The 15,253-nt window shown below is 33.4% G+C and carries 10 protein-coding genes and 7 pseudogenes; 9 read left to right on the forward strand and 8 right to left on the reverse strand.

What is annotated here, in order from left to right; translation table 11 throughout:
- Positions 1–133: 133 nt before the first annotated feature.
- The 4 genes and pseudogenes from bioD to ARADI_RS02945 form a co-directional block, all read right to left on the reverse strand.
- Positions 134–816, reverse strand: a pseudogene (gene bioD, locus ARADI_RS02935) (dethiobiotin synthase).
- A 112-nt stretch (positions 817–928) separates the two neighbouring features.
- Positions 929–1,594 (reverse strand): ROK family protein, encoded by a 666-nt coding sequence (locus tag ARADI_RS17115; protein WP_255420639.1) that lies wholly within the window; start codon positions 1,592–1,594, stop codon positions 929–931.
- A 219-nt stretch (positions 1,595–1,813) separates the two neighbouring features.
- Positions 1,814–2,140, reverse strand: coding sequence for a hypothetical protein (locus ARADI_RS17120; protein ID WP_238149080.1), 327 nt, complete (start codon positions 2,138–2,140; stop codon positions 1,814–1,816).
- Positions 2,141–2,359: 219 nt separating this feature from the next.
- Positions 2,360–3,817, reverse strand: a pseudogene (locus tag ARADI_RS02945) (DASS family sodium-coupled anion symporter).
- Between the two features lie 349 nt (positions 3,818–4,166).
- Here ARADI_RS02945 and ARADI_RS20565 point away from each other — a divergent pair.
- Both ARADI_RS20565 and ARADI_RS02955 read left to right on the forward strand, forming a co-directional pair.
- Positions 4,167–4,331: pseudogene (locus tag ARADI_RS20565) on the forward strand (PhoPQ-activated protein PqaA family protein); the annotation flags it as partial.
- A gap of 121 nt (positions 4,332–4,452) precedes the next feature.
- Complete coding sequence (locus ARADI_RS02955; RefSeq protein WP_182853049.1) at positions 4,453–5,067, forward strand: PhoPQ-activated protein PqaA family protein; 615 nt, start codon at positions 4,453–4,455, stop codon at positions 5,065–5,067.
- 329 nt (positions 5,068–5,396) lie between these two features.
- On the opposite strand, the gene ARADI_RS02960 is transcribed toward ARADI_RS02955, so the two are convergent.
- Positions 5,397–6,629 carry an MFS transporter gene (locus ARADI_RS02960; RefSeq protein ID WP_119711071.1) on the reverse strand — a complete coding sequence of 411 codons (1,233 nt, stop codon included), beginning with the start codon at positions 6,627–6,629 and terminating at the stop codon, positions 5,397–5,399.
- A 559-nt stretch (positions 6,630–7,188) separates the two neighbouring features.
- Here ARADI_RS02960 and tus point away from each other — a divergent pair.
- Both tus and ARADI_RS20570 read left to right on the forward strand, forming a co-directional pair.
- Positions 7,189–7,815 (forward strand): annotated as a pseudogene (gene tus, locus ARADI_RS02970) (DNA replication terminus site-binding protein).
- Between the two features lie 43 nt (positions 7,816–7,858).
- Entirely contained in the window at positions 7,859–8,068 is a 210-nt protein-coding gene (locus tag ARADI_RS20570) for a DNA replication terminus site-binding protein (protein WP_369406974.1), read from the forward strand.
- Positions 8,069–8,118: 50 nt separating this feature from the next.
- Here the strand turns inward: ARADI_RS20570 and fumC are convergent, their stop codons facing one another.
- Positions 8,119–9,516, reverse strand: coding sequence for a class II fumarate hydratase (gene fumC, locus ARADI_RS02980; RefSeq protein ID WP_119711075.1), 1,398 nt, complete (start codon positions 9,514–9,516; stop codon positions 8,119–8,121).
- A 166-nt stretch (positions 9,517–9,682) separates the two neighbouring features.
- Here fumC and manA point away from each other — a divergent pair, with 166 nt between their 5' ends.
- From manA to ARADI_RS03010, 5 genes and pseudogenes are all read left to right on the forward strand, one after another.
- The gene (gene manA, locus ARADI_RS02985) at positions 9,683–10,858 is read left to right on the forward strand and encodes a mannose-6-phosphate isomerase (protein ID WP_119711076.1); all 1,176 of its coding nucleotides are present in this window, start codon (positions 9,683–9,685) and stop codon (positions 10,856–10,858) included.
- 196 nt (positions 10,859–11,054) lie between these two features.
- Positions 11,055–11,921: pseudogene (locus tag ARADI_RS17130) on the forward strand (YdgA family protein).
- A 212-nt stretch (positions 11,922–12,133) separates the two neighbouring features.
- Entirely contained in the window at positions 12,134–12,337 is a 204-nt protein-coding gene (locus ARADI_RS03000; RefSeq protein WP_147392341.1) for a hypothetical protein, read from the forward strand.
- A gap of 40 nt (positions 12,338–12,377) precedes the next feature.
- Entirely contained in the window at positions 12,378–12,560 is a 183-nt protein-coding gene (locus tag ARADI_RS03005; protein ID WP_119711080.1) for a hypothetical protein, read from the forward strand.
- A gap of 240 nt (positions 12,561–12,800) precedes the next feature.
- On the forward strand, positions 12,801–13,064 hold the full coding sequence (locus ARADI_RS03010) for a hypothetical protein (protein ID WP_119711081.1): 264 nt from the start codon (positions 12,801–12,803) through the stop codon (positions 13,062–13,064).
- A gap of 17 nt (positions 13,065–13,081) precedes the next feature.
- On the opposite strand, the pseudogene ARADI_RS03015 reads toward ARADI_RS03010, so the two are convergent.
- A pseudogene (locus ARADI_RS03015) lies at positions 13,082–14,040 on the reverse strand (bile acid:sodium symporter family protein).
- Positions 14,041–14,089: 49 nt separating this feature from the next.
- A pseudogene (locus ARADI_RS03020) lies at positions 14,090–15,124 on the reverse strand (oxidoreductase).
- Positions 15,125–15,253: the final 129 nt, after the last annotated feature.

A 15,253-nucleotide genomic window follows, 5' to 3' on the forward strand; every position in this document is an offset into this window, starting at 1 on the left:
TTTATAAGCTTATTGCTATGTTTTGCGGTACCAACGATGGCATTTAGCGTCATCTTGTGACGATGTTAAGAAAAATATTTCAGAAAAAATAGTTAAAAATGACGTTTCCTTGGATGCACCCTTTTCTTTAGTATTAGCAGCCTATTATTATGTTTTTTATAAGCTTTTTATCTATATACGCTGATAAATCCCGTTCTTCCGGGGCCGTAATAAATAAGGGATTTCTCCTAGTTTAGGTGCCGGTATGTGACACTGTAACATATTAATGATTTGCGCATAACAAGTTAATCCAGGATTAATACTATTGGCTATCCATCCAACTAAACTAACGCCGTCTTGAATAATAGCATGCGCTGTTAAAACAGCATGGTTAATACAACCGGGTTGAATGCCAACAACTAAAATAACTGGCATTTCCTGTTGGATAACCCAGTCGGAATAAAACGTTTGCGGATTCACTAAGTGGCGCGACCCTCAACAACCTTCAACAATAATATAATTGGCTTTTTGCTTTAGAATAGTTATTTTTTTATTAATTTGATTAAAATCAATAACAAGTTTTTTTTCATGGCTATTTTGAATGATCACCGGATTTATTTCATTAGCTGTTAGCGAAATCTGTGATGATTGTGAAATAGTACTAGTAAATTTATTAATTTCATCCAGGACTGACGTCTCTTGAAATTTTGTTTTTATAATAGGTTTATAACCTATTGCACTACTCCAGTTATCATTGAGTGATTGTAATAAGGCACGGGTAGCAATTGTTTTACCTATATTGGTATTTGTTCCAGTTATAAATAAACTTGTCAACATATCTTAAATCCTATCTATAATAGATTAAGAAATTTTGATGGAATTTAAGATATTGTAATTTTTAGAAGATTGCGTTAGCTCAATTTTTTACTTAATTAGCATTTGTTAAATTTTATCCCGCCATTAATTTAGCCAGCATAGAACCATTATATAAGGCATCTTTAATAATAGCAGTCGCCAATATTGTTCCTTCATTATTAAATTTAGTTGCTACTAGGGATACATTATTTTGGTAACAGGGTAAGGATTTTTGTCGAATTTGTTTGCTAATGACAGGAAATAGCTGATTTTTTACCTTGTTTAGCGGTGAGCCAATTAAAATTAATTGGGGACTGAAAATATTAACCATTACAGCAAGGGTATTACCGATTTGTCGTCCTACTTTTTCAAGAATATCAACAGCAATTGGATCTTGTAGATTAATAGCCTGACAAAAATCATTAATAGAGATTTTTTCTTTATTAAGGCTAGAATCGGCATATTGTTTAGCGATCGATTGCGCTTTTTTTAATATTTGAGGGATCGCAATATGGGTTTCCAAACAGCCTTGATTACCACAATAGCAATCTATACCCGCAAAATTGATATTAATATGACCAATTTCAATCGCATGACTATTACCTAAAGCTAGAATACTCCCTTTGGTAATGATACAAGCGTTAATATGATCATCAATCACAATTTGAATAATGTTTTTTCTATATTTCGATGCACCGGAAAAAAATTCACTAATGGTCCAGGCGGTAGTACAGCTTTGTAAATAAATAGGTAAACCAATGCGAGCTTCTCATCGTTCTTTTAGTGGAAAATTTTTAATATTGTAATACGGTGAGCTAACTATAATGCCGTCAATTGAATTAATAATAGCATTAGTAATTACACTAATTGTTACCAACCGCTCTAAACAGCCTTGATAACAGGTAAAAAATATTCGATTTTTGTTAATAACTGCTCGTTAAACGAATGATTATCATTGGCAATTAGCTCGGTAATATCTTCATTGCAAAAGTTTATTATTGAGTTCATATAACGATAAAATTAATGAGCCCTTATTAATTCTAACACATAAAAATTGCCAACCTTGGCTAACAATCTCTAAGCCAGTTATTGGTCTTCCCCTAAAACCTAAATCAGGAAATTCGACCTCCTTTATTAAGTGTGCATTGATAAGTTCTCTGGTAATTTTTGTGATACTCGCTAGCGCTAGTTGAGCTTTTTTTGCCAAGGAAATTCTAGAAATAGATCCAAGTTGATCGATAAGTCGATAGACAAGCTTTAAGTTGATATGTTTTATTTGATCAGTATGCCCTACTTGCTCATTCATATAAATTTCACTCAATTTATTAAAACCAACTGCAATTATGAAGAGTATTTTTTTTATATGTGAATTTTAGCTTATATTTTGTGATATGGAATGCAGTTATAAAAAAACCTCTTATAGAAACGAGTATTGATAGCATTTATCTTAATCGTGTGTACTGCTATTTGGGGCTGAAATTTATGGCATAAAGTATAAGTTTTTATGCCATAAATAAATTTTATTCTAATAAAAACCTACAGCTTTCCACCATAATAGACCAATTGTAAGAAAAATAGCCTGATTGACTAAACTAATAATAAAACCAATCTTTCACCATACGCCTGTTGTTACGTAATCCGCGCCAAAAAGAATAGGTCCACGAGCATGTTAATATTGAGTTAAAGAGCAATAAAGGCTGCTAGAAAAGGCAAGCATCAATGCCGTTGGAACGGTGGGAATACCTAAATTGATACCGATGCCTAAGAAGACGGCATATAGTGTAGCTATTTGAGCATTACCGCTGGCAAAGAAATAGTGAATATAAAGATAAGCAGCATTAAGCAGTAATAAAATAATACCCAATTGGTATCTTGCATGCTATGACTAAGACTGTCACCAATAAGATTGCCGAACCAAGTTGTAAATCCCATAATTTTCAGTTCATTAGCTATCATTAATAGCGCAGCGAACCAGATAAGAGTATCCCAAGCATCTTTTTCTTTTTTTACATCGTCCCAAGTTAATACCCTGGTAAGTAGTAATACAGATAAACCAGTAAAAGAAGCGGTTGTGGGATCAATTCCTAATATATCACCAAATATATCTATAGTATAAGCAGCAGCAATACCGTAACTAACATTAACCATTCATTACGTGTCACTGGCCCCATTTTTTTAGTTCATCATGTGCAATTTTAGGTGCATCTGGAGTATGACGAATAGTTGGCCGAACTAACCAATAGATTAATAAAGGAATAATAATGAATGAGATCAGGCAAGAAACAACAGCTGCTAATAACCAGCTACCCCAGGTTAAGGTAACACCTGCATTGGCAGCTAGTTTGACAGCGAGTAAGTTACCAGTATAGGCAGTCATAAACATTGCCACAGTAATATCATTAATATTGCCAATACAAGTGATTAGAAATGTTCCTATTTTACGGCGTGATTCATTTTCTGGATGGGAGTCAAAACTACGTGTTAATGAATCAGCAATCAGATAAATAACACCCCCTCAGCGTGCGGTGTTACTTGGCATAACAGGCGATAAAATTAAATCAGCCACTGCCAGACCATATGCCAATCCTAGCGTTCTTTTGCCTAATAGCCGGATCATCAGCAATGCAATTCGTCTGCCTAAGCAGGTTTTAATAAAACCTCTGGCAATCATAAAAGCAACTACGATAAGCCAAATTAAACTGCTATTAAGTTTACTTAGTGTAGTCATAATGGAATCACTTGCACTTTCATCTCCAGCGGCGTGACTAAGAGCAAAAATGGTAATTCCAATTAGGTCAATTGCACCAATGGGTAATACTTTAGCAACAATCGAAGCAATAGTTGCTACAAAAATAATAACGGTTTTCCCGGCAGCAATACTTAATCCTGTTGGTGGTTTTTGATACCAAAAAAATGTTGCACCTATTATAGTGATAATTACTAGGGGTAACCATTTTACTTGACTGGTTATTTTACTTGCCATAACTGCTCCTTCCTTCTGCTCAGTTCTATTTTCATCAATAGTATAATAGCATAGTAAAAGTTTTCGAATGTTAAGATTTTAATGTGTATATTTTAATATAAAAATAAATAAGAAACTCATAAAAAAAATAAAAAAAATTAAAGTACCTGAATATAGAGAATTTAACTTATGTTTGGTTAAATATTTTAGTACAGATATCACCAGAAAATTTTTTTCAGTTTTCAAATATTATTATCTATTATCAGCTTCTAATCCGTTAAAATATTCTATATATGGACAAGAGAAAATAGGTGACATAGAACTTATAAAATACAAAATGGTCTCTCAAGAGTAGTCGCCTGAAAAATTAGTTTCCCCACAAACGTGGCGTCATAATCTTAATATATACATTCCTACAATACCGAAATCTAAATATGCTCTTATTATAATAAATAGTGTAGCTAGTTATAATAATAAGAATTTCTCACCTGATTTTAATAAAAAAATGCTGATTGATATTGCCCAAAAAAACTAATGTTATTGTTATTTCAATTGACAATATCGTAAATAACTATGTTATATCGAATGATGACAATAAATTTCTTAATAAAAATGATCAATAATATGACTTTATTGCCCGGAACTGGTCGTTATTTATGAATAATTCTGAGAGAAGGGTATTACCATTAGATATACCTATGACTGCCGTTGTTTCACAAACTATTCGGTTTACTAAACAAGAATTAAAAAAATGGAACATCAAAAAATTTATTGGCTCTGGTGTGTCAGCTCAAGGATGTACTGCATGGTTAGCTTCTATTGCCAATCCCGACATAGTTGCCAATTGGCCGTTCTCATTTCTTCCTTTTTATAATCAAAAAATTGATCAGATGATCGGCTCATATCGTTTTTCAAAGCTAATGCAAATAGTTGATCCTCTACAATATCTTAATTCAGATCATCAAAATCGACTTAGCATACCAAAATATATTATTAATGCTAGCAGTGATGACTTTTATACCCCAGATAACTCTCGTTTTTATTACGATAAATTACCTGGTACTAAATCGTTAAGGATTATACCAAATACCAACCATATTAATATATTAGCTTTTACCGTACCTTCTTTAATATCATTTATTAATCGCTTAAATAGAAATGTACCTTTACCAAAATTAAGTGTCTGTATTTTTAAAAATAAACTTACTGTTCACTTTTCAGAAAAACCGGTCAAAATTACTCGTTGGATAGCCAAAAATCTTATTGCCTGAGATTTTCGTTACTCATGTGGTATCAGGTATTTACCATCATCAATTAAAATTGGCACAGGTGAAAATATAACGGTCGCCATAAATACAAAAATAATTGGTTGGCAAGCTACTTATATTGAAGCTATTTTTAGTGACGGTTATGTTGCTACAACACAGGTATATATTACGCCTGATGATAAATTTCCAGTAACTTACACCCCCGGCAAAAAACTCAAGCTGCCAAACTTTACCTGGGCGAATATAGTATGGATATTAAATTTGATTAGTGCTGATCTAAATAAAAGTCTTAATTAAAGCACAAGATTTTGTGTTTAATTAAGACCAGCAATTTATATTTTTCTTAATTTGATACTAATAATTAATCCTAGAGATGTTAAAAATATAATGAAACCAATAATTCCATTCCATTTCCAATTACTCCAAAATATACCACCTAAGGTACCGGCGATGCTGGATCCGCCATAATAGCTGAACAAATACCATGATGATGCCTGGGCTTTTGCTCGCTTTGCACGTTTCCCAATCCAGCTACTGACAATAGCATGAGCCCCAAAAAAACCTACCGTCATAATCACCATGCCCAATAAAATAAGTAAAATTGGAGAGAAAAAAGTTATCGCGATACCAATAAACATTAAACAAATTGCAATAAATAAAATATCTGAATAGTTATACTTTAGTGCTAAAAATCCTGCTTTAGAAGCACTATAGGTACCAGCTAAAAAGATAAAAGCTAATAGACCAATCATAGTCTGACTAAAATTATAAGGAGCTTCCAATAATCGATAACCTATATAATTATAGAGGGTTATAAAACTTCCCATAATGATAAAACCAATCATAAATAAAAAAGGCAATCCCTTATCTCTAAGATGCACTCTAAAATTAATCCATAGGAAAAGTGGACGGACTGAAGAAGCTCTAAAATATTGTGAAGGCGGTAATAAGCGCCAAAAGATAATCGCAGCAATAAACGCAAACAAACTGAATACAATGGTAGCTATACGCCAAGAAAAATGATCAGTTAAAATACCGGTAATTAAGCGTCCACTCATACCACCTATAGAGTTACCACTAATATATAATCCTATAGAAAGTGCTAAATAATTGGGATGAATTTCCTCACTGAGGTAAGTCATGGCAACCGCGGCAACACCACTTAAAGCAAATCCAACTAATGCTCTGGTTAATAAAATACCATCCCAACTTTGCATAAAAGCACTGATAAAGGTAAAGATAGCTGCGCTTAATAAAGAGATCACTATAATATTCTTGCGGCCTAGCGCATCGGAAAGAGGGCCAGTTACTAGCAATCCCAATGCGAGGAGGCCAGTGCAAAGTGAAAGTGACATGCTAGATTGAGCAGGTGATATTTTAAATTCACTTGATAAAATGGGTAGTATCGGTTGCACAAAATAGAGTAAAGCAAAAGTCGATAATCCCACCATAAAGAATGACAAAGTCACCCGTATATAGAGAGCATCGCGATATTTTATATGATGCTGAAAATTATCCTTTTGCCAACCAACGTTATCTTTGTTATCTTGTTGAGATACTTTCATCTAATACCTGATAATTATTCACTAATAATTGATACCAGAATAAATAAAACGGCATATTTTGTCCAATATATAAATTGAATAAGCTTATTAAAAATAACAACATAAAAAAACCAGACATTATTTAACTTAATAAAACTCAATTAAAATAACTGGTAAAATTTTTATTGAACACTATTTTTCTTCTGTTTTCTTATATATTTACTAATTAATTTTAATATAAGTCATTAAGTTAATAACTTTGAATGAAATTTAATTAATCGTCATCATAAAATACCTGGATATTTATCATTTTCTAATCATCAAAAACAATTTATTAGCCATTTAATTAAAAGAATGTTTCATATTTTAGGCAAAGCTTTTAGTACAAAAACAAACGAAAAGAGTAAAATGTGAGCTAAGGAAAATCCTACCTTTTTATTTTATCTATCCTGTAGAAATTTTATTTTTTATTAGTGGGTTAGGTGTTATTATGATTATAATGAAAAGTATATTGTAACTAAATTGAGGCTTTTATATAAAATATGATGCAAGATATAAATTATCAAAATATTTTGATTTATTGAAAGCTGAACTAGCTTGTTTTTTAACCAAGCTTAATACCTTATCTCTAACCTCAGCTATTGTATTTAAATTACCTGAAACTAAGAAAGGAGAAGAAAATAATGATATTAACTAAATAGCAATTAGCGCTTTGACAGGAAAAGCCGCCTTAAACTTAGCGTTAACAAACTACAATCGATTATTTATTCATGATATCCTGCAACACATTAGTAATAAAACCGCAATAAGACTACCTGGTGCCCTATGTTTTAATCTTTCAGTAGGAAATTATTTAGGTATAAAACAGCAACTGGAAACAATTAATAAGTTAAAAACAGAATTAAAAAATATTGTCACTCATCAATCGGGGATAAAAAAAGAGCAACGATTTGAATTTATTCACCAACAATTACATGGCTTAATTACTCTCAATGCCTATCGTAAAATCAATTATGTTGAGTCACCTAGTAGCATTAATTTTGGCTGGGCCAATAAAAATATCGTCAATAAAGTAACAAAAGAGCAAATACTTGAGCGACTACATAAAAACTATCAATCTGAAAAAGCAATGGCAGCATATACTAAACAACAATGGCGTACTTTAATTGAAAAAGAGATCCAAGACTTAAATAGCAATTTCTCATGATGCCATATTAAAAATAATACAACGTCCTGTAAAAGTTCAGCCAATTGCCAGAGTTTGGTACGCGAATGAAAAACAACAAGTACAATACGCTTGCGCTCTTCCACTGTTATCCTTTAGTAGTGATACAAACCATTTGACAAAATTAGGTACGCTTTCTGACTATGATATTAATAATATAAAAATAAAACATAAGCCAAAAAATAAAAAACTAAAATTAATTATTGCTCGATTACATCTTTATCAAGAAATTTAGGTAAAAAACCGAGGTTATTAACTCGTTTTTCTTTTTTATAAATATAAAAACTATTTTTTCATACTACCAACCATATTTTCAGGCCGTACCCAGCTATCAAACTCGTCGGCTGTTAAATAAGCAAGTTTTAATGCTGCTTGCTTGAGCGTCAATCCTTCTTTATGTGCTTTTTTAGCAATTTCAGCGGCTTTGTCATAACCAATATGCGTATTTAGTGTAGTAACTAACATTAATGACTCATGTAATAATTTATCTATCCGCTGGCGATTAGGCTCAATACCTTTAGCACAATGATCATTAAAACTAAGTATACCATCCGCCAATAAACGAATTGATTGTAAAAAATTATCAATAATCATTGGGCGGAAAACATTGAGTTCAAAATTACCTGATGCTCCACCTATATTAATAGCAACATCATTTCCCATAACTTGAGCACAAAGCATAGTTAAAGCTTCACACTGAGTCGGATTAACTTTTCCTGGCATTATCGAACTACCAGGTTCATTTTCAGGGATCATAATTTCACCAATGCCACAACGCGGACCTGATGCTAACCACCTTACATCATTAGCGATTTTCATTAATGAAGCCGCTAAACCTTTTAAAGCACCATGGGCATGAACTAAAGCATCACAAGTAGCTAAAGATTCAAATTTATTAGGCGCAGTGACAAATGATAGGCCGGATAATTTTGCAATTTTACTGGCGACTTTAATAGCATATTCAGGATGGGTATTTAAACCCGTCCCTACCGCCGTTCCACCTAATGCAAGTTCAGATAGATGAGGAATACTCTCTTCGATATGGCGGACATTATGAGCTAGCATTGCTCCCCACCCTGATATTTCTTGGCCTAATGTTAATGGTGTTGCATCTTGAAGATGCGTACGGCCAATTTTGACAATATCATTAAAGGCGTCAGATTTTTGCTTAAAAGTAGTTTGTAGTTCTTTTAATCTAGGCAACAGATGTTGATGTAAAGCAATAACAGCAGCTATATGCATTGCGGTTGGAAATACATCATTAGAACTCTGGCTTTTATTAACATCATCATTCGGGTGAATTAGGCGTTGCTGACCTCTTTTTCCACCTAGAATTTCACTCGCTCTGTTCGCCAATACTTCATTTATATTCATGTTAGTTTGCGTACCAGAGCCGGTCTGCCAGACTGCTAATGGAAATTCAGCCATATGCTTATCCGCTAGGACTTCATTAGCTGCAGCGATAATAGCATTAGCCTTATCCTTCGTTATCAAACCTAAATCGCTATTTACTTCAGCTGCTGCTTTTTTAGTTAATGCCAATGCATAGATCAAGGCAATAGGCATTTTTTCCACTGAGATATGGAAATGTTGCAGCGAACGTTGCGTTTGAGCGCCCCATAGCCTATCTGCTAGGACTTTAATTTCACCCATTGAGTCTTTTTCAATGCGATATTCTGACATTATTATCTCCTTAGCATAAAATAATTGGATATGCATAATCCATCTTTGCAGATAAACTGATTGTACTTGAAATCATGCACTTATTTTTAATTTAAAATGCGAGAGATAAGCGAGTTTATTGCATTACAGTTAAAAATAAATTTTTATCAACTAAGAGCAGTATTATATGTTTAAAATGCTCAATAAAATTCAACACTATGATTGGGGTAGTAAAGATGCCCTAACTAAACTTTACCATATCAAAAATCCTCAGCATTTACCGATGGCTGAATTATGGATGGGAGCACATCCTAAAGCCAGCTCTATGGTTGAAGATTTAAATAGCCAGCAAAAAATATCGTTAGATAAACTAATCGCAACCGATCCAAGCTATTACCTCGGTGAAAAAATTGCACAAAAATTTCATAGATTACCTTTTTTATTCAAAGTGCTCTGTGCAGCTCAACCACTTTCAATCCAGGTACACCCAGATAAAATTGCTGCCAAAGTTGGGTTTAAGCGTGAAAATGCAGCTGGAATTGCGCTTGATTGTCCTAATCGTAATTATAAAGACGATAATCATAAGCCTGAATTGATTTATGCTTTAACGCCTTTCAAAGCGCTTAATTCATTTCGCCCTTTAAAGGAGATCGCTAACTTATTACTGCCGATTGCCGAAGCTTCACCAGTTATTCAACTATTTTTAAAGACCCCAACAGAAACTCAACTGGCACAACTTTTTAAACACTTGTTAAGCCTGATAACAAAAGAAAAGCAACCGCTACTTGTAGCCTTAAAATCTGTTCTACAACGAGAAAAAGGTGAACCTTGGAGCACGATAGAAAAACTGTTGCCATTATACCCTGAGGATAATGGATTATTTGCACCATTGTTACTGAAGATTATTGAATTACAACCGGGTGAAGCGATGTTTCTCTATGCCAGAACGCCGCATGCTTATATTGAAGGTGTTGGTTTGGAAGTAATGGCCAATTCTGACAATGTACTGCGCGCGGGATTAACTAACAAACATATTGATATTGCTGAATTACTGGCTAATTTAGATTTCATTGCCAAACCCTGCGATACATTATTGCTACAACCGAATATACATAATAATGAATTTTGTTATCCTATTCCGGTAGATGATTTTGCTTTTTTCTTATATCTAATTGATAATCAATTGACTACGATAGCAAACAATTCTGCCACGATTTTATTTTGTGTTGAAGGTAAGATATCTATCACCTCAGAAAATCAAACTGCCGAGATCCTATCTGGGGAATCCATATTTATATCTGCATCCGAAAGACAAATTATGCTTAGTGGAAAAGGTAAACTGGCCAGAGTTTTTAATTATTAGCAAAAATTAAAATACATACAAAGCTGTATATAATATATTTTACTAAATTTGATCGCTTTTACCCGCTAAAATCCTTAAGGGATGGATATATGAAGAAATCGTTAGTAGCTGTAGGTGTCATTGTAATTGTTGCCGTAATTTGGACAATTGGCTCTTAGTATACCGGAAAAAATTGAGGGAGAGTTTCATACTTTCATTGAACGGTACTAATACCACACTAAAAAATAATGCACCAGAAGCTGGTATTAATGTTAAAACAGAAAATTATCAACGAGGAATTTTTACTTCTAACGCTGATATCGTTATTGATATAAAAGAGAATAGCGAAAGAAAAAATACCATTGCTAAGTTTGCCACAAAAATCTTTCATGGCCCTTTTTCTATTAACAAAATAGTTAAACTTAATCTGTTACCAAGATTAGCTTCAACCACTATTGAACTAGTTAAAAATGAAACCACTGAAGAACTATTCAAATATACTCAGGAGCAAGCCTTCATAACTGGTAATGAAGGCCTAGATGCAAATTTAAATTTAAGTCCGCTAGACGGCAATCCTTATGGGAAAAATATAACGTTTAGCGGTGGTACAATTAATTATGTGGGCAATACCGATCTTAAAGATATAAAAATTTCCGTTGTTAGTGATAATTTTGTTATCGGCAATAAAGAGAAAACGGAAAACATGATCCTTAAAGGGCTCAATATTTAACGTGATTTATCTCTGACTCCGTTTAATTTCTATTCCGGCAAACAGACGCTTAATATTTCTGATATTAATTTTAATAGCGATGACATTAAATTTTCATTTAAAAATTTTGCTATTAACTTAGATTCTGTACTAAAAAACGATAGCATTGACGGTAAAATTTCTTATAGCATTAATGATCTTATTGCTAAAGAACAAAACTTAGGTTCTGGAGAACTTACGTTATTAATCGAAAGAATGGATGCTAAAGCGTTTGGTAATTTCCTAAAAAGTTATAATGATGAAATTGCTCACAACTTGGCAAATGGTAATCCTCTCTATAATGCATATACTATTTTCGCCCAGTTACTAGTTTAGAACTTACCTAGCTTGTTGAAGAATAGTCCGAGAATTGTCATCGAACTTTTTTATTGGAAAAATGGTGCCTGTCAAAGCAATATCAAAATAGATATCGATATGAAGCCTTGGACATTGAATCAACTCTCTGTTTATAGCCAAAATAACAATATGATCAGGTCATCAAAGCACTATTCAATCATTTTAATATCAATGTTAATTGATCAAAACCGATGTTGATAGAAATGCTTACCCAAACAGAAATACTAAGCTCAGATGATAAAGTGACCACTCCGAAACAAAAAACATTATTTAGTCAGAAAGCAACCGCACAAATTAGTGAATTTGAAAGTTCAGCTAAACAAAATGTCTTTACATCACCGACAGAATACTTCCTCAGTGATGAGAAAAAAGCGCAATTGAATGTAGATATGTAGATATGTAGATATGTAGATATGTAGATATGCCAATTTTGCCATGGATGCTGTGTTAACCAAAGATAATATGACGATGGATATTCATTACGCTGGAGACGAACTAGAAATGAATAATCAAGCATTTAAATTAGTTCAGTTTTTAATTAATATTGGTTTGATGGATTATCCATCGTCTCAGCCAGCAACAACACCGAAGACAGCTCCTCAATCAAATAACCCTTAGTAAAATGACAAAAGCTAGTTAAGAAACTGGCTCTTTTGTATCAATTTTTAATACCGAGGGTTTCTATGTCGAATAAAATTAATATCATAAAAGATCGACCTTTAATAAAACCTAGCTAACAGCAATAATCAGCTAAAAACAAACTCATTAATTAGTAAAATAAAAAACTGTTTTGTAAAAAATAATATCCATATTTCAACTAAAATTGGTTCAAATAAGGTTAATTTTTATCACCAACTGATGTTACGTCTAAATCTTGACAGTTCAATTCAAATAAAAAATTATCATCTCACTTCACGACTTAATCTGGAATATAATTCCACGATAGAAAGTGTTGCCCTACAAGGATCGCCAAAAAATTTACATTCAACAGAAAGCTTGTCTTTACCTGTTTGCCCCTTTCTATTGAGCCAAAAACTACTACAAGTTAAGCAAATGCAATGTGAGGAAAAGACACAAAATGAAAAAGTTAAATTAAATGGCTATGTATCATTAATTAAATAAGCTGAATAATTTTCATATTAACGACTTTTTTTAGCATAGCATTGCGCCAATAGCACACATACCATTAATTGAATTTGATGGGAAATCATTACTGGCAATAAAATAATACCAACCAGATGGGCAGGGAAAAGTATATTAGCCATAGGGACACCATTAACTAAACTCTTTTTAGAGCCACAAAATACTATTGTGATCTCATCGGCTTTACTAAAACCAAAATAGCGGGCGGTGTAAATATTAAATAAAACTACTATAGCAAGTAAAAAACCGCTAATAATCGCAATCATTAATAGCGACCAGCCATCAACTTTATACCATATCCCTTCAATAACAACCTCACTAAAAGCAACGTAAACCACTAATAAAATAGATGAACGATCAGAAATAGCGATTAATTTTCGATAGCGATTAATCCATTTTACCAGTAATGGCCTAATATAAATGGCAGCATAATTTGCAATAAAATAGCACCGATATTTGACAACAGCTCAATCTGTTGATGATTATCAATATCTATTAAGAAACTGACTAATATTGGCTACAAAAACACCCCTAACAAACTGGAAGCTGATACACTACAAATGGCAGCGGCAATATTGCCGCCGGCAACAGAAGTAAATGCAATTGAAGACTGTACTGTCGCAGGCAAGGCGCAAAGGAAAAGAAATCCGATATAAACAGTCGGTGACATTCAATCAGGTAATAACGGCTTTAATGCTAAACCAATAATTGGAAACAAAATAAAGGTACTGCAAAAAATTAACAGATGTAATCGCCAATGACCAATACCAGCAAAAATAGCCTGGCGTGAAAGTTTTGCGCCATGGAGAAAAAAAAGTAACGCAATGGCTATTGTCGTTAAATGTTGAAAGACGATTTTCATCTTACCTTGACAAGGAAAAAAGGAAGCAAGCATGATAGTCATTAACATAGCCAGTAAAAAATAATCAATTTGTAAACGACGCCACCAACACATAAACGCTTCCTTTAATATTTAAAAATATGAATAGACAAAATGAATAAAATTAAAGCGCCAGCTCTACTGTGTGTTGCATTTTTGCCGACTCAACTCCCGCTTCAATCAATTTTATCACTAAAATAGCTTCTTCGGCGCTAACTGGATTAGGTCCACCATTAGTAATTGCTTGACGAATAGCACCATAATTACCCGCTTTAGTTTCTAATGGCTTAACGATCAGCTCACCATTTTGTGACAGCGTCACATTTCCATCTTGACTATCCTTACCCCAATCTTTTGCTGTTGGTAATTGCCCTGCTTTTAAACGCTCTTCTTATGGATCCAGACCATATTTTACATAACTGCCTTTCATACCATGTAGTAGATAAATCTGCGACTCTGCTGCTGCGATGGTGGTGGCATGTAAAACAACCTTCAATGTTAGATAATTTAAGCAAATATGAAAATAATCAACGGCTTCAGCTTTTTGCCGGATCATCGCTATATCGGCAAAAATCGATTTAGGTTGGCCAAAAAGTTGCAATACTTGATCAAGCATGTGAGGCGCTAAATCATACCATAGACCGCTGCCCGCCTCTTTTGACTCTCGCCACCGTTGGCGCACATCAGGCCGATAACGATCAAAATGCGATTCATAATATTTTAGCTCGCCTAATATTTGATTTTCTAACAACGATTTCACCGTTAAAAAACCGGAGTCCCAGCGGCGATTATGATAAACAGATAATAGCTTACCTTTTGTTTGTGCTAATTGATTTAACGTTACAGCTTCTTGCACAGTCAAGGTAAACGGTTTATCGACGATTACATGTTTACCGGCTTCGAGTGCTTGTTTAGCCAATGGGAAATGGGTTTTATTTCGTGTTGGAATAACAATCAAAGAGACTTCTGGCTGCTCAGCCAAAAGTTGTTCAAGTGAAGCAAAAACAGGGACATTAGGCCAATCTTTTTTTACTTTTTGTTCATCACTACTTACAATAGCTGATAATTGAAATCCTTCTATTGTGGTAATAAAAGGAACATGAAAGGTTTTACCGGCAAAACCGTAACCAATCAAACCAACCTTAATCGGTTTGTTCATAACTACCCCTTAAAACAATGACATATCAAACTTAAACCATATATTACAACCAGACCAGCCGATGCATATTATTTAGCGTACCTTGTTATTTTTTAGCTGCAATCACTATTTTTCATTTTCTTAAAAATC

The organism is Arsenophonus endosymbiont of Aleurodicus floccissimus (assembly GCF_900343025.1).
Classification (GTDB): domain Bacteria; phylum Pseudomonadota; class Gammaproteobacteria; order Enterobacterales; family Enterobacteriaceae; genus Arsenophonus.

Excerpts from the sequence above, each read along its gene's own strand:
- ARADI_RS02960 (WP_119711071.1), bottom strand. The coding sequence starts at position 6,629 with ATGAAAGTATCTCAACAAGATAACAAAGATAACGTTGGTTGGCAAAAG.
- ARADI_RS03005 (WP_119711080.1), top strand. The coding sequence starts at position 12,378 with ATGGATGCTGTGTTAACCAAAGATAATATGACGATGGATATTCATTAC.
- ARADI_RS03010 (WP_119711081.1), top strand. The coding sequence starts at position 12,801 with ATGTTACGTCTAAATCTTGACAGTTCAATTCAAATAAAAAATTATCAT.
- manA (WP_119711076.1), top strand. The coding sequence starts at position 9,683 with ATGTTTAAAATGCTCAATAAAATTCAACACTATGATTGGGGTAGTAAA.
- ARADI_RS03000 (WP_147392341.1), top strand. The coding sequence starts at position 12,134 with ATGTTGATAGAAATGCTTACCCAAACAGAAATACTAAGCTCAGATGAT.
- ARADI_RS02955 (WP_182853049.1), top strand. The coding sequence starts at position 4,453 with ATGAATAATTCTGAGAGAAGGGTATTACCATTAGATATACCTATGACT.
- ARADI_RS17120 (WP_238149080.1), bottom strand. The coding sequence starts at position 2,140 with ATGAATGAGCAAGTAGGGCATACTGATCAAATAAAACATATCAACTTA.
- fumC (WP_119711075.1), bottom strand. The coding sequence starts at position 9,516 with ATGTCAGAATATCGCATTGAAAAAGACTCAATGGGTGAAATTAAAGTC.